This window comes from Neobacillus sp. DHD-1R (assembly GCF_057747995.1).
Genome location: NZ_CM173232.1, coordinates 3,911,429 through 3,931,159 on the forward strand (window position 1 = coordinate 3,911,429; position 19,731 = coordinate 3,931,159).

Annotated in this window: 18 protein-coding genes and 1 riboswitch; of the genes, 3 read left to right on the top strand and 15 right to left on the bottom strand. The window is 40.0% G+C overall.

The annotated features are described in order from the left end of the window. Position 1: 1 nt before the first annotated feature. Both sdhA and AC3ANL_RS19315 read right to left on the bottom strand, forming a co-directional pair. Positions 2–1,753, bottom strand: a complete 1,752-nt coding sequence (sdhA, locus tag AC3ANL_RS19310) for a succinate dehydrogenase flavoprotein subunit (RefSeq protein ID WP_488326009.1) — start codon at positions 1,751–1,753, stop codon at positions 2–4. A 52-nt stretch (positions 1,754–1,805) separates the two neighbouring features. After that, positions 1,806–2,417, bottom strand: a complete 612-nt coding sequence (locus tag AC3ANL_RS19315) for a succinate dehydrogenase cytochrome b558 subunit (protein WP_488326010.1) — start codon at positions 2,415–2,417, stop codon at positions 1,806–1,808. A gap of 424 nt (positions 2,418–2,841) precedes the next feature. Between AC3ANL_RS19315 and AC3ANL_RS19320 the strand changes: the two genes are divergently transcribed. Beyond that, positions 2,842–3,297: a YslB family protein gene (locus AC3ANL_RS19320; RefSeq protein WP_488326011.1), complete on the top strand. Its 456-nt coding sequence runs from the start codon at positions 2,842–2,844 to the stop codon at positions 3,295–3,297. A 63-nt stretch (positions 3,298–3,360) separates the two neighbouring features. Here the strand turns inward: AC3ANL_RS19320 and AC3ANL_RS19325 are convergent, their stop codons facing one another. The 13 genes from AC3ANL_RS19325 to zapA all read right to left on the bottom strand — a co-directional run bounded on the left by AC3ANL_RS19325 (position 3,361) and on the right by zapA (position 18,246). Further along, positions 3,361–4,575 carry an aspartate kinase gene (locus AC3ANL_RS19325; RefSeq protein WP_488326012.1) on the bottom strand — a complete coding sequence of 405 codons (1,215 nt, stop codon included), beginning with the start codon at positions 4,573–4,575 and terminating at the stop codon, positions 3,361–3,363. A 113-nt stretch (positions 4,576–4,688) separates the two neighbouring features. Next, positions 4,689–4,866, bottom strand: a riboswitch (Lysine riboswitch). A 67-nt stretch (positions 4,867–4,933) separates the two neighbouring features. Beyond that, positions 4,934–6,709 carry an excinuclease ABC subunit UvrC gene (uvrC, locus tag AC3ANL_RS19330; protein WP_488326013.1) on the bottom strand — a complete coding sequence of 592 codons (1,776 nt, stop codon included), beginning with the start codon at positions 6,707–6,709 and terminating at the stop codon, positions 4,934–4,936. A 139-nt stretch (positions 6,710–6,848) separates the two neighbouring features. Then, positions 6,849–7,163, bottom strand: coding sequence for a thioredoxin (gene trxA, locus AC3ANL_RS19335; protein ID WP_488326014.1), 315 nt, complete (start codon positions 7,161–7,163; stop codon positions 6,849–6,851). 220 nt (positions 7,164–7,383) lie between these two features. Next, entirely contained in the window at positions 7,384–8,361 is a 978-nt protein-coding gene (locus tag AC3ANL_RS19340; RefSeq protein WP_488326015.1) for an electron transfer flavoprotein subunit alpha/FixB family protein, read from the bottom strand. A 38-nt stretch (positions 8,362–8,399) separates the two neighbouring features. Beyond that, entirely contained in the window at positions 8,400–9,173 is a 774-nt protein-coding gene (locus AC3ANL_RS19345) for an electron transfer flavoprotein subunit beta/FixA family protein (protein ID WP_488326016.1), read from the bottom strand. A 111-nt stretch (positions 9,174–9,284) separates the two neighbouring features. Further along, positions 9,285–10,058, bottom strand: coding sequence for an enoyl-CoA hydratase (locus tag AC3ANL_RS19350; protein ID WP_488326017.1), 774 nt, complete (start codon positions 10,056–10,058; stop codon positions 9,285–9,287). Positions 10,059–10,082: 24 nt separating this feature from the next. Beyond that, positions 10,083–10,667 (bottom strand): fatty acid metabolism transcriptional regulator FadR, encoded by a 585-nt coding sequence (gene fadR / locus AC3ANL_RS19355; protein WP_488326018.1) that lies wholly within the window; start codon positions 10,665–10,667, stop codon positions 10,083–10,085. Between the two features lie 198 nt (positions 10,668–10,865). Next, complete coding sequence (locus AC3ANL_RS19360) at positions 10,866–12,572, bottom strand: AMP-binding protein (protein ID WP_488326019.1); 1,707 nt, start codon at positions 12,570–12,572, stop codon at positions 10,866–10,868. 251 nt (positions 12,573–12,823) lie between these two features. Next, entirely contained in the window at positions 12,824–13,231 is a 408-nt protein-coding gene (locus tag AC3ANL_RS19365) for a DUF350 domain-containing protein (RefSeq protein ID WP_488326020.1), read from the bottom strand. 19 nt (positions 13,232–13,250) lie between these two features. Continuing rightward, positions 13,251–15,608 carry an endonuclease MutS2 gene (locus tag AC3ANL_RS19370; protein ID WP_488326021.1) on the bottom strand — a complete coding sequence of 786 codons (2,358 nt, stop codon included), beginning with the start codon at positions 15,606–15,608 and terminating at the stop codon, positions 13,251–13,253. 14 nt (positions 15,609–15,622) lie between these two features. Then, complete coding sequence (gene polX, locus AC3ANL_RS19375) at positions 15,623–17,341, bottom strand: DNA polymerase/3'-5' exonuclease PolX (protein ID WP_488326022.1); 1,719 nt, start codon at positions 17,339–17,341, stop codon at positions 15,623–15,625. An 81-nt stretch (positions 17,342–17,422) separates the two neighbouring features. Next, positions 17,423–17,965 carry a CvpA family protein gene (locus AC3ANL_RS19380; protein WP_488326023.1) on the bottom strand — a complete coding sequence of 181 codons (543 nt, stop codon included), beginning with the start codon at positions 17,963–17,965 and terminating at the stop codon, positions 17,423–17,425. A gap of 5 nt (positions 17,966–17,970) precedes the next feature. Then, the gene (gene zapA / locus AC3ANL_RS19385; protein ID WP_488326024.1) at positions 17,971–18,246 is read right to left on the bottom strand and encodes a cell division protein ZapA; all 276 of its coding nucleotides are present in this window, start codon (positions 18,244–18,246) and stop codon (positions 17,971–17,973) included. Between the two features lie 129 nt (positions 18,247–18,375). Here zapA and rnhC point away from each other — a divergent pair, with 129 nt between their 5' ends. Then, entirely contained in the window at positions 18,376–19,332 is a 957-nt protein-coding gene (rnhC, locus tag AC3ANL_RS19390; protein ID WP_488326025.1) for a ribonuclease HIII, read from the top strand. Positions 19,333–19,393: 61 nt separating this feature from the next. Next, positions 19,394–19,684 (top strand): 4a-hydroxytetrahydrobiopterin dehydratase, encoded by a 291-nt coding sequence (locus AC3ANL_RS19395; protein WP_488326026.1) that lies wholly within the window; start codon positions 19,394–19,396, stop codon positions 19,682–19,684. The last annotated feature ends 47 nt before the right edge of the window (positions 19,685–19,731 follow it).

Below are 19,731 nucleotides of genomic sequence, written 5' to 3' on the forward strand. Positions count from 1 at the left end.
ATTAGTGCTTTGTAGTGTAATCGCGTTTACGAGGCTTGAGCAACGAGATATCGACTTCGTCATAATGGAAAGCTGGAGCAGATGTAGAATCAACAAATTTAGCCATTGTTGTTTTTAAGAATTCTTCATCATTCCGCTCAGGGAAGTCTGGTTTATAATGAGCACCACGGCTCTCATTACGATTATAAGCACCAATCGTAATAACACGTGCTAATTGAAGCATATTCTGAAGTTGTCTAGTGAAGGTTGCTCCTTGGTTGCTCCATTTTGATGTATCATTGATGTTGATTTTTTTGTAACGTTCTAATAGTTCCTGAATCTTTTCATCTGTTTTTAACAACCTGTCATTGTAACGAACAACTGTTACGTTGTCTGTCATCCATTCCCCTAGTTCTTTATGAAGGACATAGGCATTTTCTGTGCCATTTAAAGACATAATCGAATTCCATTTTTCTTCCTGTTCCTTAACATGACGATCAAAAACAATTGAAGAAACGGCTTCAGAACTCTTTTCAAGACCATCAATATATTTAACAGCATTTGGCCCTGCAACCATTCCGCCATAAACCGCAGAAAGTAAGGAGTTTGCACCTAGACGATTTGCACCATGCTGGGAATAATCACACTCACCAGCAGCAAATAGACCTGGGATGTTTGTCATTTGGTCAAAATCTACCCATAGTCCACCCATTGAATAGTGAACAGCTGGGAATATTTTCATTGGTACTTTTCTTGGGTTATCACCCATGAATTTTTCATAAATCTCGATAATACCGCCAAGTTTTACATCTAATTCATGCGGATCCTTATGTGATAAATCAAGGAAAACCATGTTTTCGCCATTAATTCCTAGTTTTTGATTTACACAAACGTCAAAAATTTCACGCGTTGCTATATCACGCGGTACCAGGTTTCCATAAGCAGGATATTTTTCCTCTAAGAAATACCATGGCTTTCCGTCTTTATAGGTCCAAATACGACCGCCTTCACCACGCGCTGATTCACTCATTAACCGAAGCTTATCATCGCCAGGGATAGCAGTTGGATGGATTTGAATCATTTCACCATTTGCATAATAGGCACCTTGCTGGTACACGATCGATGCAGCAGAGCCCGTATTGATAACGGAGTTCGTTGACTTTCCAAAGATAATTCCAGGGCCCCCTGTAGCCATGATAACAGCATCTGCAGAGAACGATTTAATTTCCATCGTTTTTAAGTTTTGAACGACCACTCCGCGGCATACGCCATCATCATCAATAACAGTTCCTAGGAATTCCCAGCCTTCATATTTCGTAACTAACCCGTCTACTTCATGACGGCGAACTTGTTCGTCTAAAGCATAAAGCAACTGCTGCCCTGTTGTTGCCCCAGCAAAGGCTGTACGGTGATACTGTGTACCTCCGAAACGACGGAAATCTAGTAAACCTTCTGGAGTACGGTTAAACATTACTCCCATCCGGTCAAATAGATTAATAATGCCAGGTGCTGCATCACACATTGCTTTTACCGGCGGTTGATTGGCCAAAAAGTCTCCGCCATAAATGGTATCGTCAAAGTGGATCCACGTGGAATCTCCTTCACCCTTTGTATTTACCGCTCCATTAATACCGCCTTGGGCACAAACAGAGTGAGAACGTTTAACCGGAACAAGAGAAAATAGCTCTACCGGAGTTCCTGATTCTGCAACCTTGATGGTAGCCATTAAACCGGCCAAGCCGCCGCCGACTACGATCACTTTACCTTTACCCATTCGTGACTCACTCCCTCAATCCAAAATACAATATTTTTCCGAACTTCCTCTATTATGAAACAAATGCAATCAGTGTTTGAATGCTAATAAATGCCAATACAACAAACACACCAATTGTCACGTATGTAGATATAACTTGTGAACGTGGTGATACTGTAATCCCCCAGCTAACTAGGAATGACCACAAACCATTGGCAAAATGAAAAATAGCCGAAAGAATACCAACTAGATAGAAAACAAACATACCAGGCGATGAAAGAATATCATGCATCATATCAAAGGAGACCTCAGCGCCAAATGCTGCAGCGACCCGTGTTTGCCATACATGCCATGCAATAAAAATTAATGTAATAACGCCTGTAATACGCTGTAGTAAGTACATCCAGTTCCTGTATGTACTAAACCTATTAACATTGCTATTTGCAGTAAAAGCAATATAAATTCCATAGATTGCATGATATAACAATGGTAAATAGATAATTACTGTTTCAAGGACAATCTTGAATGGAAGACTTCCCATAAAGTTTGAAGCCTTATTAAAAGATTCTGGTCCCCCTGTAACAAAATGGTTGACAACAAGATGCTGGATCAGGAATACCCCAATCGGAATAACTCCCAGCAATGAATGCAATCTGCGATTAACAAACTCTCGATTTCCCGCCATTATTTTACCCCCCTTTAAGTTTTAAAAAATGATGTTAAGCCTTTTTCCCTTGTTATTCCTCATGTAATTTTTAATTTTCACTACTGTGACAATTATGTGACATGTCCATTTTACTCCCAACCTGATAGAGCGTCAAGAAAACGGATACAGTATTTTAAGTAAAAAATAAAAATTTTTTAAATATATTGAAATTATAATAGTGTATGTGTACAAACTTATAAAGATTGATAGTTATTTATGGTTGCCCAATTTCCCCAATGATATTTCCAATATCTAACTGTTAGAGTTTTTACTTTAAAGGTAAAGATAATTATGATAATAAATAGGATTAGATATTGCAAAATAACAATATTTTCTTATTGAAAACTGTACTGAAACTTAGCCAAAATTGTATATAATAGAATAATAGAAAGAGGGGAAGCTTGTGGAAGAAAGTACAGTCGTTAATTTGGATACAAATGCAGCAGAACCACGAACCATCTCGATCTTCGGATATGAGTTAATTAGGGAAATACTTCTGCCAGAAATTCTCGGAAAAGATACGCCTGAAATATTATATTGGGCCGGTAAGCGTCTAGCGCGAAAATTCCCTTTAGCTGATCATGATCAAGTCATTGAGTTTTTTACCAAAGCTTCATGGGGTCAGCTGGAAATAATTAAAGAAACAAAAAATGAAATCGAAATGGAACTATCTAGTCCATTGATTGTGCCTCGTGTAAAATCAAAGGCCGAGCACTTTTTTCAGCTCGAAGCCGGTTTCCTTGCTCAGCAAATCGAACTCCAAAAAAAAGTATATACGGAAGCCTTTGAGCACCCTGTTAAAAAATCAAACAAAGTTCAATTCACCGTCAAATGGGATACAAAAGACCCCATAAAGTAACTTCTCAACGATCATTTTGTTAATAAGGGTGTCAGGCACCAAAGGTGCCTGACACCCTTTTCACTATTCCCCTAATTCAAATGCTGTGTGAAGGGCTTGTACAGCTTGAAGCATGTTTTTTTCTTCGACAACGACGGATACTTTAATTTCGGAGGTGCTGACCATTTTGATTTGAATGTTATTTTCAGCTAGTACTTCAAACATTTTAGCGGCAACGCCTGGATTAGAAATCATTCCTGAACCAACAATCGATACCTTGGCTAACTTATTTTCAGCATCAAGTTGCTCATATCCCAGGACTGTTTTATTATCTTCCAGGACCTTTAATGTTTCGAGCAAATCATTCGTATGGATCGAGAATGACAGATTGGCAGTCCCTCCCTCAGTTGTACTTTGAATAATAATGTCCACGTTAAGATGATTTTGTGCTAAGGTGGTAAAAATAGTTGATAAACTTGTTAATGAGTTAGTGAGTCCTAGTACAGTAACCCTTGTAATTTCATCGTCAAACGCTACTCCGCGCACTACTAAATTTTGTTCCATTGTTGCTTCCTCCTCTATGACTGTTCCTTCTACTCTCTCCATACTTGAACGAACCTCAAGCTGAACTTTGTAATTTTTTGCAAACTCGACTGCTCTTGGGTGCAGCACACCTGCACCTAGATTAGCAAGTTCAAGCATTTCATCATATGAAACGGATAATAATTTACGTGCCTCTTTAACATATCGTGGATCCGTTGTAAAAACACCGGTTACATCCGTATAAATATCGCATCGATCAGCTTTTAATGATGCAGCTAGAGCAACAGCGGTTGTATCTGAGCCACCGCGGCCAAGTGTTGTAATCTCGCCATCTTCTGTTATCCCTTGGAATCCTGCCACAATCACAACTTTTCCTTCAGACAGCTGAGCTTGAATCGCCTCCGTGTTGATTTTGGCAATCCGGGCATTTCCATGAACTGGTTCTGTAACGATCCCCGCCTGCCAGCCTGTATACGAAACTGCATTAAGCCCCTGTTGATTTAAAGCCATCGACAATAATGCAATCGTAACCTGCTCCCCTGTTGAAAGCAGCATATCCATTTCCCGCTTGTTTGGCTGATCAGATATTTCCTTTGCTAAACTTACTAGCTGATCGGTAGATTTCCCCATAGCCGACACAACGACAACAACGTTATTACCTAGCACGGTCTCCTCTTTTATACGTGATGCTACATTTAATATTCTTTCTACACTGCCAACGGAGGTTCCCCCAAATTTTTGTACGATAAGCCCCATAGTTGATTCCCTTCTTTCAAATGATTACATTAGATTTCCCCATAAATGAAAAAAAAGCAATGAGGGCATCTCATTGCTTTTTGAACACGAAAAAATAAATTCCTGTACAAATAACGTAAGATAGCTCTCCAAGACATACGTCTTGACAATTCTGGATTTATTCAATACAGAACCAGCAAAGGAAGGAATGAGACCTTCTTTACTTCGGCGAACATTCCCTTTCATGATCCCTCTTCGAAGCTCATCCTTCTCAGAACCATTACTCTTGAAGCTCGCACCTCTACCTTCACTTTAGTACGACAAAGTGATAGTAAATTAAATTTTCACTTATTATAGCATGTTCTTTTTTTTCTGACAATCATATTGTGTGAAGTTTATTGAATAATTCTTCTGCTACATTTATTGGAATTCCAAGTGCAGTAAATTCCTCTATGTTGGCTTCCTTCATTTTTTTGACAGAACCGAACTGTTTTAATAGTAATTTTTTTCGTTTTTCTCCGATACCCTGAATATCATCGAGCAACGATTGGAACGCACTTTTCCCACGGAGTTGACGGTGGAAAGTAATCGCAAAGCGGTGAACTTCATCTTGAATGCGTTGCAGTAAATAAAACTCTTGGCTGTTTCGAGCTAAGGGGACGATTTGCAATGGATTGCCGTATAGAAGCTGGGATGTTCGGTGTTTCTCATCCTTTACCAATCCTGAAAGCGGGATATCTAAGCCCAGCTCATTTTCCAAAACATCTCTTACAGCCTCGACATGCCCTTTTCCACCATCAATGATAATCAAATCAGGAAGCGGTAAATCATCTTTTAGGGCTCTCGAGTATCTTCTTCTCGTTACTTCTCGCATGGATTCATAATCATCGGGACCCTTAACCGATTTGATTTTATATTTGCGATACTCTCGTTTATTTGCTTTCCCATCAATAAAAACAACCATGGCGGATACTGGATCTGTCCCTTGAATGTTAGAGTTATCGAATGATTCAATCCTGTGCGGTGTATATATCCCCAGTAGCTCCCCAAGGTTTTCAACAGCCTTAATCGTTCTTTCCTCATCTTTTTCAATCAGGGAGAACTTTTCATTTAAAGCAATCTTCGCATTTTTTATGGCCATTTTAACGAGGTCCTTTTTTTGACCGCGCTGTGGCTGCAGGACTCTTACTTCCAAAAGCTGTTCAGCGATATGAAGATCCACGTCGTCTTGAATTAAAATTTCTTTTGGTTTAAAATGATTGGCTTTTGTATAAAATTGGCCGAGGAACGTTAAAATTTCTTCCTCCGGCTCATTGTAGATGGGAAACATCGATACGTCCCGCTCAATCAGCTTTCCTTGCCGGACAAAAAAGACCTGAACGCACATCCAGCCTTTATCGACTGCATAGCCAAATACGTCACGGTCGGTAAAATCAGTCATCGTAATTTTTTGCTTTTCCATAATCGCCTCAATATGAACAATTTTATCGCGGAACTCCATTGCCCGCTCAAAATCAAGTTCTTCTGAGGCAGCTGTCATTTTTTCTGTGAGCTCTTTTTTTATTTCCTTATAGCCGCCATTTAGAAAGCGGGAAATTTCATCCGTCATTTGCTTATACTGCTCTTCACTCACTTCATTCACACAAGGTGCAAGGCATTGCCCTAAATGATAGTACAAGCAAACACGATCAGGCAGGGTGGAGCATTTTCGTAATGGGTAAATCCGATCTAACAGCTTTTTCGTCTCATTAGCTGCTCCTACATTGGGATAAGGACCAAAGTATTTCCCTTTATCCTTTTTCACTTTTCTCGTTATGATAAGCTTTGGATGTCTTTCTGCAGTTAGTTTAATAAACGGATAGCTTTTATCATCCTTCAGCATGATATTGTATTTTGGATCGTATTTCTTAATCAGGTTCAATTCAAGTAATAGGGCTTCTATATTCGAAGAGGTAACAATGTATTCAAAGTCCTCAATTTCATTAACAAGTCTTAACGTTTTTCCATCGTGGGATCCAGTGAAATAGGAACGGACACGATTCTTTAAAACCTTTGCTTTTCCCACATAAATAATTGTTCCCTGACGGTCCTTCATTAAGTAGCAGCCAGGCAGATCAGGCAGCAGGGTCAATTTTTGCTTTATATTTTCATTCATTCCGGCCACTCCCTCCGTCTTTTTTTAATGTATTTAAAATTCTAATGCAAATGACTCATAAAGGGAAGTAGGAGACTCTTGTAAAAAGCAAAAAACCTTAGCTAGATGGAACTCTAACTAAGGTTTTTTGTTATTTATCTTATACGTGTTTTTCTAAAACACTTGCTAGCGCGTCTTTTGGCTGGAAGCCAACGACTTTATCGACAACTTCGCCATCTTTCAGTACCAACAATGTTGGGATGCTCATAACGCCGAAGTTAGCAGCTGTTTGTGGGTTATCATCCACATCAAGCTTAGTAATTTTTACTTTTTCGCCCATTTCTGCGTCAAGTTCTTCTAGAACTGGAGCTATCATTTTACAAGGTCCGCACCATGGTGCCCAAAAATCTACAAGCACAAGGCCTGAACCTGTTTCAGTAGCAAAGGTTTGATCTGTTACGTGTGAAATAGCCATCTTTATTGACCTCCTATTAAATAACTGAAATACTACGGAAAGTATACCATCGATTGCCATATCATGCTAATAATATGTTTCAGCATGTAATATACCCATCCTGGTTATAAGTATTCTATGCGAATATAAAAAAAGCGAGCGTTACTTGTTGTCCCGCCCGCTTTATTATTATCTTTCTTAGCCATTCTTATGTCTAGCTCCAGCGATTCCGCTTTGCTTATTACGAATGGACCTTAAGTTTTTTAAACTCTTCTGTTAATATTGGTACGACCTCGAACAAGTCACCGACAATGCCATAATCGGCTACTTTAAAAATATTCGCTTCAGGATCTTTGTTGATCGCTACGATAACTTTAGAGTTGGACATCCCAGCTAAGTGCTGAATGGCTCCAGAAATACCGCAGGCAATATACAGGTCTGGTGTTACCACCTTTCCAGTTTGACCGATTTGTAAAGAGTAATCACAATAATCAGCATCACACGCACCACGAGAAGCGCCAACTGCACCGCCTAAAACTTGAGCTAATTCTTTCAACGGAGCAAACCCTTCCGCACTCTTGACGCCGCGGCCGCCTGAAATGACGATTTTTGCTTCACTTAAATCTACCCCTTCACTGGCCTTTCTTACTACTTCTTTAATAATGGCACGAAGGTCTTTAATGTCTACCGATAAGCTGGAAACACCACCAGTTCTGCTTTCATCTTTTGCTAATGGTGCAATATTATTTGGACGAACAGTGGCAAAAATTAATCCATCGGTAACAATTTTCTTTTCAAATGCTTTACCTGAGTAAATCGGTCTTGTAAATACAATATTCCCGCCAGCTACTTCAACTGCAGTCGCGTCAGAAATAAGGCCCGAAGAAAGCTTTCCTGCAATGCGAGGGGCCAGGTCTTTTCCCAGTGCTGTATGGCCTAGTACAAGTCCTTCCGGGTTTTCTTGCTCGATTACCGCTAATAATGCTTGGGCAAAGCCGTCAGACGTATATTGTTTTAATTTTTCATTTTCAACTGTGACTACGCGGTCTGCTCCATATTGGATAAGCTCAGCGCCTAAAGCGCTTACAGCATCGCCAACTAAAACTCCAACCACTTCTCCGCCCTCTGCCACAGTCTGTGCTGCAGCAATTGCTTCGAAAGAAACGTTACGTAATGACCCGTCCCTAGCCTCTCCTAGTACCAATACTTTTCTTGACATTCTATTACCTCCTGAAAACAATTTTTATGTGAATGAAATTAAATTACTTTTGCTTCAGTATGAAGAAGTTGAACAAGTTCTTTTACTTGATCATTTAATTCACCAGATAGAACCTTCCCAGCCTCTTTCTTTGGCGGTAAGTATATTTCAATCGTCTTTGTTTTTGCTTCCACATCGTCTTCTTCAAGTTCGAGATCGTCTAATTCTAATTCTTCAAGCGGTTTTTTCTTCGCTTTCATGATTCCCGGTAATGACGGGTACCGCGGCTCGTTAAGACCCTGTTGTGCAGTGACTAATAGCGGAAGGCTCGTTTCGATTACTTCTGAATCTCCTTCAACGTCACGGGTAACGGTTACATTTGTTCCATCAATTTCTAATTTTGTAATCGTTGTTACATAAGGGATGTTAAGTATTTCAGCAACACGTGGACCTACTTGGCCAGACGCGTTGTCAATGGCAACATTTCCGCCGATAATTAAATCAGCGTCTTTGTCTTTTAAGTATTCAGCAAGAATTTTTGCTGTTGTAAATTGATCCCCATGTTCAATATCATCTTCAATATTGATTAGTACGGCTTTGTCAGCTCCCATTGCAAGTGCTGTACGCAATTGTTTTTCTGTTTCTTCATTGCCGACAGAAATAACGGTTACCTCTCCGCCATTGGCATCGCGGACTTGGATCGCTTCTTCAATCGCATATTCATCATAAGGATTAATGATAAATTCGGCTCCATCCTCATTGATTTTTCCGCCAGAAATTGAAATTTTTTCTTCCGTATCAAAGGTTCTTTTCATTAATACATAAATGTTCATGATTTCCCTCCTAGTAAATTTCAAACATTAATTCAGTTCAAAAGATTAAGAAAATTTTTTAGAAAAAAATTTACTATGAAAACTTCCTTAGCAGGAATATTGCTTTAGAAGTCACACACCCTTAAAGTTCGGCTCCCTTTTTTCAAGAAAGGCTTGAATGCCTTCTTTGCCATCATTTGAAACAAAGACTTGACCAAATAATTCAGATTCCCTTTTACTACCCTGATAAAACTCGTTTGTTTTCGCATAATTTAATAATTCAATTGCTGCACGAATCGAGCCAGGGCTTTTCTTAGCAATTTTTCCAGCTAATTTATAGGCCTGATCTAATAATTCATTTTCCGGATAGGCATGATTGGCTAAACCGATTTGAACCGCTTCTACGCCAGTAATAGGCTCTGCGGTGAACAGCATTTCAGCTGCCCGAGCGGTCCCTACATATTTGGGCAGCCGTTGGGTACCGGCAAATCCCGGAATTAACCCAAGCTGTAATTCTGGAAGACCCAGTTTGGCAGTTTCACTGACATAGCGAATGTGACACGCCATTGCCAGTTCGAGCCCTCCGCCTAGTGCTGCACCATGAATCGCCGCAATAATCGGTTTTGCAAACTTTTCCATACGATCAAACAAATCTTGTCCGAATTTTCCAAGGTTAGAAAAATCCTCCGACGATGTTATTGTCGTAAATTCCTTAATATCTGCGCCCGCTGAAAAAAAGCGGCCTTCACCATGAATGACAATAACTCTAATTTCATCGTTTGGCTCAATTTCATCCAGTATAGCCGACAGCTCCCTTATAAGGCCTGATGAAAGGGCATTTGCCGGAGGACGCCCGATCGTGATGGTGGCAATATTGTCTTGATACGACCATTTTAAAAATTCCAATCTAACTCCTCCTTATCTGATAATCTACCGGGTTCCACAACCATTGATCAAGAGGCGATGGACTGGGGTTGCCAGTGCAAGCAGATCATATTTTTCTTCGTTCATCACCCATGATGTGACGGTTTCATCAATCGTACCGAAAATCATTTGCCGGGCAAGACGAACATCGAGATCGCTTGAAAACTCACCCGAATCTTTTCCTTCCAAAATGATCTTGTCTATCACCTGTAAATAACCCCTAAGAACATCATTAATTCTTAAGCGAAGTTCTTTATTTGATTGACGTAATTCTAGCTGTGTAACAATTGCCATATGATGGTCATCTGAAAGGAGTTGGAAATGAGTTTCGATCATCATTAATAACTTCTCTTCAGCCGTCTTTTTTCCTGCTATTTTTTCTTCTATTTTTTCAACGAATTCGCCCATCTTTTCTTCAAAGAGAGAGATTAGGATGTCTTCTTTGTTTTTAAAATAAAGATAAATGGTTCCATCTGCAACGCCTGCCTGTTTTGCAATTTTCGAAACTTGGGCTTGGTGATACCCATTTTCAGCGATCGCTATCACCGCTGCATCTATTATTTGCATGTATTTTGGCTTCGTTTTTTTCATGTCAATCCCCCCTTTTGAAGAAAGTTCATTCTAATTTCTTATAAATTCAAAAAGAAAAATATGAATGAATCATCATTCATATTTTAATAATAATTATTATCTTTATTTCTGTCAAGAAAATATAAGGCAACTTTCTTATCCTATTATGAAATGAGTTAGAAGACAAGCTTTCTTGCTCAAAAAAAAATCAGATTATTGTTAGGCGTGTTTTTTGCTCTCTTCTTCTATTTTTTGAATTTCCTCTTCTACCAGCATTCTTCTTAAAATTTTCCCCACGGCGGTTTTTGGCAAATCCGTTTTAAATTCATATTGCCTTGGAACCTTATAGGCCGCTAAATATTTCCTCGCAAAATGATTCATTTCATCTTCTGTTACAGATGATCCTTCTTTCAAAACAATGTACGCCTTTACCGTTTCGCCGCGATAGGGATCAGGAATTCCTGCTGCAACAGCTTCGATTACATCGGGATGTTCATACAAGACTTCTTCTATTTCTCTTGGATAAATATTGTATCCCCCTGCAATAATCATATCCTTCTTGCGATCGACAACATAAAAATATCCCTTCTCATCCATATAACCAAGGTCACCAGTATACAACCAGCCATCTTTTAAAACTTCCTTGGTTTCCTCTGGACGATTCCAATAGCCTTTCATAATTTGGGGACCTTTAATCACAATTTCACCAATTTCTCCAATAGGCATCGGTTCACCTGTTTCAATAGAAAGAATAGAGGCATCTGTATCAGGATATGGAACACCGATACTCCCCTTTATTCTTTCGGCATCCCATAAGAAATTCGCATGTGTTACAGGTGATGCTTCTGATAAACCATAGCCTTCGACAAGCTTGCCTCCAGTAACTTCTTCAAACTTCTGCTGAACTTCTACTGGAAGCGGGGCAGAACCGCTAATACAAGTATCTATGGAAGAGAGATCGTATTTTTTTAAATCAGGATGGTTTAATAGACCGATATAAATGGTCGGAGCACCAGGAAAAAGGGTTGGACGCTGTTTTTGAATCGTTTTCAATGTTGTCAAAGCATCAAATTTTGGAAGAATAATCATTTTACAAGCCATCTTAACTGATAAAATCATTCCCACAGTCATGCCATACACATGGAAAAAAGGCACGAGTCCAAGAATTGATTCCTCACCTGTTTTAGCTTTATAAATCCATGCTTCACTCATTGTTGTGTTTGCAATTAAATTTTTATGAGTTAACATGACGCCCTTCGGAGAGCCTGTCGTACCACCTGTATATTGTAGAAGGGCAATATCTTCATCAGGGTTGAAGACGAACTTGGTTAATTCTTTCGAACCTTCCTTTACTATTTCTGTAAGCAGGTGGGTGCTGCCTTCATGCTTAACTTTTACAACGATTCCATATTGTTTTTTCTGGATGAAAGGATAAATGAGATTTTTAGGAAATGGTAAGTAATCTTTGATAGCGGTTACAATTATGTGGTGTAAATTAGTCTGCGGCATAACTTTCGAGACTCTTGGGTAGAGGATGTCTAGGGTGATAATGGCTTTTGCTCCTGAGTCCTTCATTTGGTACTCAAGTTCACGTTCGGTGTATAATGGATTGGTTTGGACAACAATTCCACCGGCCATTAATATACCAAAATAGCTAATAACTGCTTGCGGTGTGTTTGGAAGCATGATGGCGATTCGGTCGTCTTTTTCAATGCTTAAGGTGTTTTGGAGATAACTCGCAAAACTTACTGCTTCTTCATAAAGCTGCTTGTAAGTCATTTCTTTGCCCATAAAGTGAATGGCTATTTTTTCTGGGAAATTCCTTGCAGCGTCGACTAAGTATTGTTGTACTGGCTCTGAGGAGTATTCAAGTGTGGCAGGAATTTCTTTTGGATAAAGTTCCAACCAAGGTTTTGACTCCAACATACATAACCTCCCTTTTGTCTATATAATTGAAAAAATTGTAAACACTCTTTTATTATAGTACAGTGTATCACAATAGACAATGAGAATTGGGCCGCTTGGTGCCGGCCATTGCAAAAAAATCACCGCTGAATTGATTCAGCGATGATTTCATCTCATACAAAGAACACCATATAAATAATGCCGATTAGCAAAAATAAGCCGCATAATCCGAGAAGTACTTTAGCTAATGTTTCCACTGTTTATTTCTCCCCTTACTTTATTCCTGCCCCAATCACATAGGATAAACCGATCGTAATAATCAGTGAAATTAATCCAACAGCTCGGTTATCATTTTGAATTTCCTCATCAATCTTAAACTTGGGGGTTAAAAATTCAAAGATAAAATAGCCGATTAGCAACAGGACAAAACCATAGATTCCCCATCCAACCATTTCCAATACAGAATTATGCACTTCGATGGATGAGCGGAAAATATTGGCCACACCAAATATTTTCCCACCTGTAGCCATCGCGACGGCTAGATTTCCTTTTTTGATTTCTTCCCAATTTCTATATTTGGTTACCACTTCAAAAACGGCTAAAAAGACGACTATAAATAAGATAACAACACTATAATAGGCTGCAGTTTGAATAAATTCATTCTCCCAAAACTGATTCATTGCGTTTTCTCCCCGGACATTATTTAAATTCGACTATGGTTACCCCTGAACCACCTTCTCCAGCTTCACCAAAACGAATTTTCTTGACGGACCGATGGTTTTTTAAATATTCTTGAACACCTTGCCTTAAAGCACCCGTCCCTTTCCCGTGGATAATCGATACACGGGGATAACTGGATAGCAGAGCATCATCAATATATTTTTCCACTTTTAGAAGGGCATCTTCATACCTTTCCCCGCGAAGATCTAATTCCAGTTTAACATACGAGTCCCTGCCTTTGACAATAGCCATTGGCTTTGTTTCAACTTGTTTCGGTGTACTCATATATTCCATGTCTTTCTCTTTTACCTTCATTTTCAAAATGCCAATTTGAACCTGCCACTCATGATCTGAGACCCGATCGACAAGCGTTCCCTTTTGACCAAAGGTAAGAACCTTAACCTCATCCCCAGGCATATATGTGTGTGTTTTTGTTTTCTTATTGGCTAATTTCGTTGATTTCTTAATCTCTGGTGCAGCTTTTTCTAGTCGTGTCTTAGCATCAATTAATTCATGTTCCTTAATTTCCGCATGTTTTTCCGTCCGCATTTTCCGAAGCTCGCGAATCACTTTATCGGCTTCATGCTTGGCTTCATCGACAATGTCGCCCGCCTTTTCTGCCGCTTTTTCAAGCATTGAGTCTTTCTTCTCATAAAACTCGATCATTTGATTTTGCAGATCTTGATGAAGCTTTTCAGCCTGCTTTAAAAAATCTCTGGCCTCTTGCTCTTCCCTTTCGGCCTGCCGCTTACTTTCTTCCAAGGAAGCAATCATTTTATCAATTTGGTTAGAATCTTCACTTACATGTGAACGGGCAGCTTGAATGACCCGTTCATTTAACCCTAATCGTTTCGAGATTTCAAAGGCATTACTACGGCCAGGCACTCCAAGCAGCAGCTTATAGGTTGGACTTAATGACTCTACATCAAACTCAACACTTGCATTCAACACACCTTCTCGGTTATAGCCATATGCCTTTAGCTCAGGATAATGTGTGGTAGCAATGACCCGTGCGCCTCGTTTGTGTACCTCATCAAGGATTGATATAGCCAAGGCAGCACCTTCCTGGGGATCCGTTCCCGCTCCCAGTTCATCAAATAAAACAAGGCTATTGAAATCAACACTATTTAAGATTTCAACAATATTCACCATATGGGAAGAGAAGGTACTTAAGCTTTGCTCAATCGATTGTTCATCACCAATATCTGCATAGACTGCATCAAAGACAGCCAGTTCGGAGCCGTCATGCGCAGGAACCTGCAACCCAGCCTGCGCCATTAATGAACAAAGGCCAAGCGTTTTTAATGTGACCGTTTTACCGCCAGTATTTGGCCCCGTAATAACTATGGTTGTAAACTCTCCGCCCAGCATGATATCGTTCGCCACCACTTCATCAAGCGGAATTAACGGATGCCGTGCTTTGTATAACGCAATTCTTCCCTCATGATTCATGATGGGCATTGACGCTTTTATTTTTTTCCCATATCTTGCTTTTGCAAAAATAAAATCTAAATTTGCTACAACCTCAACGATTACCTGAAGCTCACTCTCATGCTCCGCAACTTTTGCAGAGAGCTCTGCCAAGATTCTCTCGATTTCTTGCTGCTCTTTGACCCGGATATCCTGCAGCTGATTGTTTAATTGAACAATGACCTGAGGCTCAATAAATAAGGTTTGTCCCGAAGAACTTTGGTCATGGATAATTCCGCCATAGTGACCGCGATATTCTTGTTTAACAGGAATAACAAAGCGGTCATTTCGAATCGTTACAATCGCATCCGACAGCATTTTTGCTGCATTCGATGAACGAATCATGCTTTCTAATTTTTCACGAATGCGCGACTCATTTGATCTAAGCTGATTCCTTAAGGAGCGCAATAAATCACTAGCACTATCAAGCACCTCGCCACTTTCGTCGATAGCATGTTTGATATCTTGTTCGAGGTTTGTAAGCGGAACAATGAGGGCTACTTGATCCATTAAAATCGGTAATTCCGTTCTTTCTGCCGCAAGATCCTCAATAAATCGCTTCATTTGCCGGCTTGCATGGATGGTGCTGGCAATTTGAACCAGTTCATGCGGGCTAAGAACACCCCCAATGACGGACCGTTTAATATGGGCACGTATATCATGAATCCCTGATAATGGGACACTTCCTTTTATTCGAAAAACCGTTGCCGCTTCGTCTGTTTCAGCCTGAAGCCTGACTACCTCATCAAAATCAGTCGATGGCACCAAACTCTTTATTTTATCTCTCCCCAGTGAAGAAGCTGCATGCTCGAACAGCTGCTCTTTCACTTTTGTAAATTCTAATACCTTTAACGCTCTTGCTTGCATGGAGTTACCCTCCCTTAGTTTCGATTATGCAAAAATTCTAGCAAGTCATATTTGTTCAGCGCATTCAGCACGGATGATTTTTTGATCCAGCCTTTTTTGGCGGCAGAAACACCAATTTCCATATGCTTTAATGTATCCATTTTATGGGCATCTGTATTAATAAGGATTTTCACGCCGGCATCCTGGGCTTTTCGTAAATATTCTGCTGCTAAGTCTAACCGGTTGGGATTTGCATTTAATTCCAGGGCCGTATTCGTTTCCTTAGCCAATTGTATCAGTAAATCTATGTCAACATCGTATCCTTCGCGACGGCCAATTTTTCTACCCGTTGGATGGGCAATTAAATCCACATGGGCATTTTCGAGGGCAGTCTTCAACCGCTCCATTATCTTTTCTCTTGGCTGGGAAAACGCGGAATGGATTGATGCGATGACGAAATCCATTTCAGCTAGCAGTTCATCATCATAATCTAAGGTCCCATCCGGTAGAATATCCATTTCCACCCCTGACAGGATCAGAAAATCGTCATATTTTTGATTTAGTTTTTTGATTTCCTCTTTTTGTTTCAACAATCTTTCACGGGTTAATCCGTTTGCCACCTTTAAATACTGTGAGTGATCCGTAATCGCCATGTATTGATAGCCTCTCGCACGGCAGGCTTCCACCATTTCCTCAATCGAATGGGCGCCGTCGCTCCAGGTGGTGTGCATATGCAAATCACCTTTAATATCAGCAAGCTCGATTAACTCCTCATTGGCAGTAAAGGTCTCCACTTCCTTGCCATCTTCTCTAATTTCCGGCGGAATAAACGGAAGATCAAAATGCTTGAAAAATTCCTCTTCAGATGAAAAAGTAAGCATCTCTCCTGTTTCAACGTTTTCTACACCGTATTCACTGATTTTTTCACCGCGTTCTTTCGCTAGCTGCCGCATCCGGACATTATGGTCTTTTGAACCGGTGAAATGATGAAGTGTGGTGATAAACTCCACTGGCTTCACGAGTCGAAAATCAACCGATATATCATAATCAAACCCGAATACTACCGAAACCTTTGTATCTCCCGCACCAATGACTTCCTTAATATTTGGCAGATTTAAAAGCTGCTCGCGAACGATTTCCGGCTCCGTTGTCGCTATGATAAAATCAAGGTCTTTAATGGTCTCTCTCATTCTTCTCAGGCTTCCAGCTCTTGAATAGCGATCAATATTTGGAAATTCAGCCAGTCTTGCCTCAATCTCTTCCGCAATAGGAAGCATATAGGCTAGCGGCAGCCGTTCAGGCCTTGTGCCTACATTCGCGATCGCACTCAAAATCTTCTCTTCGGTTTTCTTGCCAAATCCGGCAAGTGCTTGAACCTGACCTGCTTGACAAGCTGCTTTTAAGCTGGAAACATCCACAATTCCTAACTCCTTGTATAACTTAGCAATCTTTTTTCCACCAAGGCCTGGGAGCTGCAGTAAAGGAATTAAACCGGCGGGAACTTCTTGTTTGAGCTCTTTTAATACGGTAGATGACCCTTCTTTTATGTACTCTTCCATAACAGCTGCCGTCCCTTTTCCAATTCCGGAAATCGCAGTAAAGTCTTCAATCTCTGATAAGGTACGCTCATCTGCTTCTAATGCATTGGCCGCTTTACGAAAAGCCGAAGTTTTAAATGGGTTTTCCCCTTTTAATTCCATGTATATGGCAATCGTCTCTAATAAACGAATTAACTCTTTTTTATTTACTTCCATCTCATTCACCTGCCACCCAAGTTTTCATTAATTTTATCGTATTATAGAAAGAAAAGAAAAACTTCTCTGCTAAAGAGAAGTTCAAGCAGCTGTATATTCAATCCACAAATCTTTGATTTGCTGTGAAAGGACAGGCGTGTGATTTACGATTGCATTTGCCAAGATAGAGTGATCCATTGCATTTTGCACAACTTCTATTGGTATTAAGGCAGCAATGTATAATAAAATAAATATAATTAAATAGACTTCACAAAAACCTAAAATGCCGCCTGCCATGACATTTAGCTGCTTTAAAACCGGCAAATGGGCGATAAAGTCGAGCATAGACCCAATGATTTGAAATAGCACTTTTACCGCAAAAAAGATAATCACAAAGGCAATTGCACGGTAGAATGCTGTTTCCATATTACTTGAACCTGTTAAAATCGTTAAGGTCGTATTTTCCCCAAAGTTTGGATAGGGGATCCAAAGAGTTAATTTGGGGGCCAACTCATCATAATAGGAATAGGCTGCTATGTATGCAATAATAAAACCTAGTAAATGAACGAGCTGGAGGATAAAGCCTCGTTTTAGGCCTACAAAGAATCCAATAATTAAAATAATAATAATTGCTAAATCCAACATAATATTTAGTCCTTTTCTTTTTGTAGTTCAATTTGCAGCCGTTCTAATTGGTCTTTTATTTTGATATAATCATTCACTGCATTGACCGCTGTTAAAACTGCAAGCTTATTGACATCTAGTGTCGGATTCTTTGAACTAATTTCGCGCATTTTGTCATCAACTAACGATGCCACAAGTCGAATATGACTTGGACTTTCCGTTCCCATAATGACGTATTGCTGCCCATATATATCAACGGTTGTTCGGTGTTTTTGTGAATTTGACAACGTAAATGCCTCCATTTCAGAATCCTACTCTCTATCATAACACGAACGTACATAAGTCGAAAAGTCAAACCAATTAAAAAAGCCCCGACACCTAGCGTTAGGGCTTACAGCAATCAATAATTAATGAAATGTGGTGTCTTTTTAGTGGGAAATGTTGTTCTTAATTTGGAAATGTCAAAAATTATCGAAATGAAAAACTACTACAGCAAGCAGCTTTTAGAAAAAAACATCCCTGGAAGTGTGTTTGCTGCGAAAACATCAGCTTGTATGATTACAGCATATAAGTCTGGAAAAGTATTATTTCAGGGGAATGATTGTGAAAAAGAGGCAGGAAAATGGAGCAGCAGTACGGTTAGTGCATCTAGTAAAAAGCCGGGGGCGGCCAAGGTGAAATCTTCAGCTGCGAAAGGCGATCTGCCACCGGGTATTGGCGGCATGTCTGCTATTGGCTCAGATGAGGTTGGGACGGGTGACTTTTTTGGTCCGATTACCGTTGTGGCGGCCTATGTAAAAAAAGAAAATATTCCGCTTTTAAAGGAATTAGGCGTCCGGGATTCGAAGGATTTAACAGATGATAAAATTATTGCGATTGCCAAGGTCATCAAAGATGTCATCCCCTTCAGTCTGATGACGCTGAAAAATGAAAAATACAACTCTGTTCAAAAAGTGGGAATGTCCCAAGGAAAAATGAAGGCCCTCCTCCATAATCAAGCGATTTTAAAGGTGTTAGAAAAAATTGCTCCGGAGAAACCGGAAGCGATTCTTATCGATCAATTTGTTCAGCCGAGTACATATTTTCAGCATTTAAAAGGACAAAAGGTCATCGTTAATAAAGATGTTTATTTTAGTACAAAAGCCGAAGGCATTCATCTTGCGGTAGCTGCTGCCAGCATCCTCGCACGGTATGCTTTTATCCAATATATTGACAAGTTGAGTGAAGCGGCAGGCTTTAAAATTCCAAAGGGAGCAGGGGCTCAGGTGGATGTGGCGGCAGCCAAGCTGATATTGAGTAAAGGGCGCGACAGCCTACCTGCTTTTGTAAAGCTTCATTTTGCCAACACGGACAAAGCATGGGCGATTGTGAATAAAAAACGAAACTGAGGCGTTTTTTGTGGGAGCTTGCGAATATATTTAGAGTATACGTGGATGGGAGGGGTTTTGGATGGCAGTCCGACTTAGTTTAACAGAGATTGATCAATCACTTGCGGAATTACCCGGGTGGAAACTAGACGGTAAATTTATTGTGAAAAAATATCGCTTTCGCGAGTTTTTAACAGGAGTGGCATTTGTAAACGCCATTGCCCAGCTTTCCGAAGAGAAAAATCATCATCCATTTATCTCCATTGACTATAAATTAGTCACGTTAAGGCTTACCTCGTGGAATGCGGGCGGTTTAACGGATTTGGATGTGGCATTGGCAAAAAACTATGATGAAATCTTTGAAAAAATCTAGTGGAAAGAGGTTGCCCCTTTGATTTTGTTGGCCGGGGCAACCTTTGT

Bases quoted from the DNA above. Each gene is read 5' to 3' on its own strand.
- sdhA (WP_488326009.1), bottom strand. From the start codon at position 1,753: ATGGGTAAAGGTAAAGTGATCGTAGTCGGCGGCGGCTTGGCCGGTTTA.
- AC3ANL_RS19315 (WP_488326010.1), bottom strand. From the start codon at position 2,417: ATGGCGGGAAATCGAGAGTTTGTTAATCGCAGATTGCATTCATTGCTG.
- AC3ANL_RS19325 (WP_488326012.1), bottom strand. From the start codon at position 4,575: ATGGGGCTTATCGTACAAAAATTTGGGGGAACCTCCGTTGGCAGTGTA.
- uvrC (WP_488326013.1), bottom strand. From the start codon at position 6,709: ATGAATGAAAATATAAAGCAAAAATTGACCCTGCTGCCTGATCTGCCT.
- trxA (WP_488326014.1), bottom strand. From the start codon at position 7,163: ATGGCTATTTCACACGTAACAGATCAAACCTTTGCTACTGAAACAGGT.
- AC3ANL_RS19340 (WP_488326015.1), bottom strand. From the start codon at position 8,361: ATGTCAAGAAAAGTATTGGTACTAGGAGAGGCTAGGGACGGGTCATTA.
- AC3ANL_RS19345 (WP_488326016.1), bottom strand. From the start codon at position 9,173: ATGAACATTTATGTATTAATGAAAAGAACCTTTGATACGGAAGAAAAA.
- fadR (WP_488326018.1), bottom strand. From the start codon at position 10,667: ATGAAAAAAACGAAGCCAAAATACATGCAAATAATAGATGCAGCGGTG.
- AC3ANL_RS19360 (WP_488326019.1), bottom strand. From the start codon at position 12,572: ATGTTGGAGTCAAAACCTTGGTTGGAACTTTATCCAAAAGAAATTCCT.
- AC3ANL_RS19365 (WP_488326020.1), bottom strand. From the start codon at position 13,231: ATGAATCAGTTTTGGGAGAATGAATTTATTCAAACTGCAGCCTATTAT.
- AC3ANL_RS19370 (WP_488326021.1), bottom strand. From the start codon at position 15,608: ATGCAAGCAAGAGCGTTAAAGGTATTAGAATTTACAAAAGTGAAAGAG.
- polX (WP_488326022.1), bottom strand. From the start codon at position 17,341: ATGGAAGTAAATAAAAAAGAGTTAATTCGTTTATTAGAGACGATTGCC.
- AC3ANL_RS19380 (WP_488326023.1), bottom strand. From the start codon at position 17,965: ATGTTGGATTTAGCAATTATTATTATTTTAATTATTGGATTCTTTGTA.
- zapA (WP_488326024.1), bottom strand. From the start codon at position 18,246: ATGGAGGCATTTACGTTGTCAAATTCACAAAAACACCGAACAACCGTT.
- AC3ANL_RS19395 (WP_488326026.1), top strand. From the start codon at position 19,394: ATGGCAGTCCGACTTAGTTTAACAGAGATTGATCAATCACTTGCGGAA.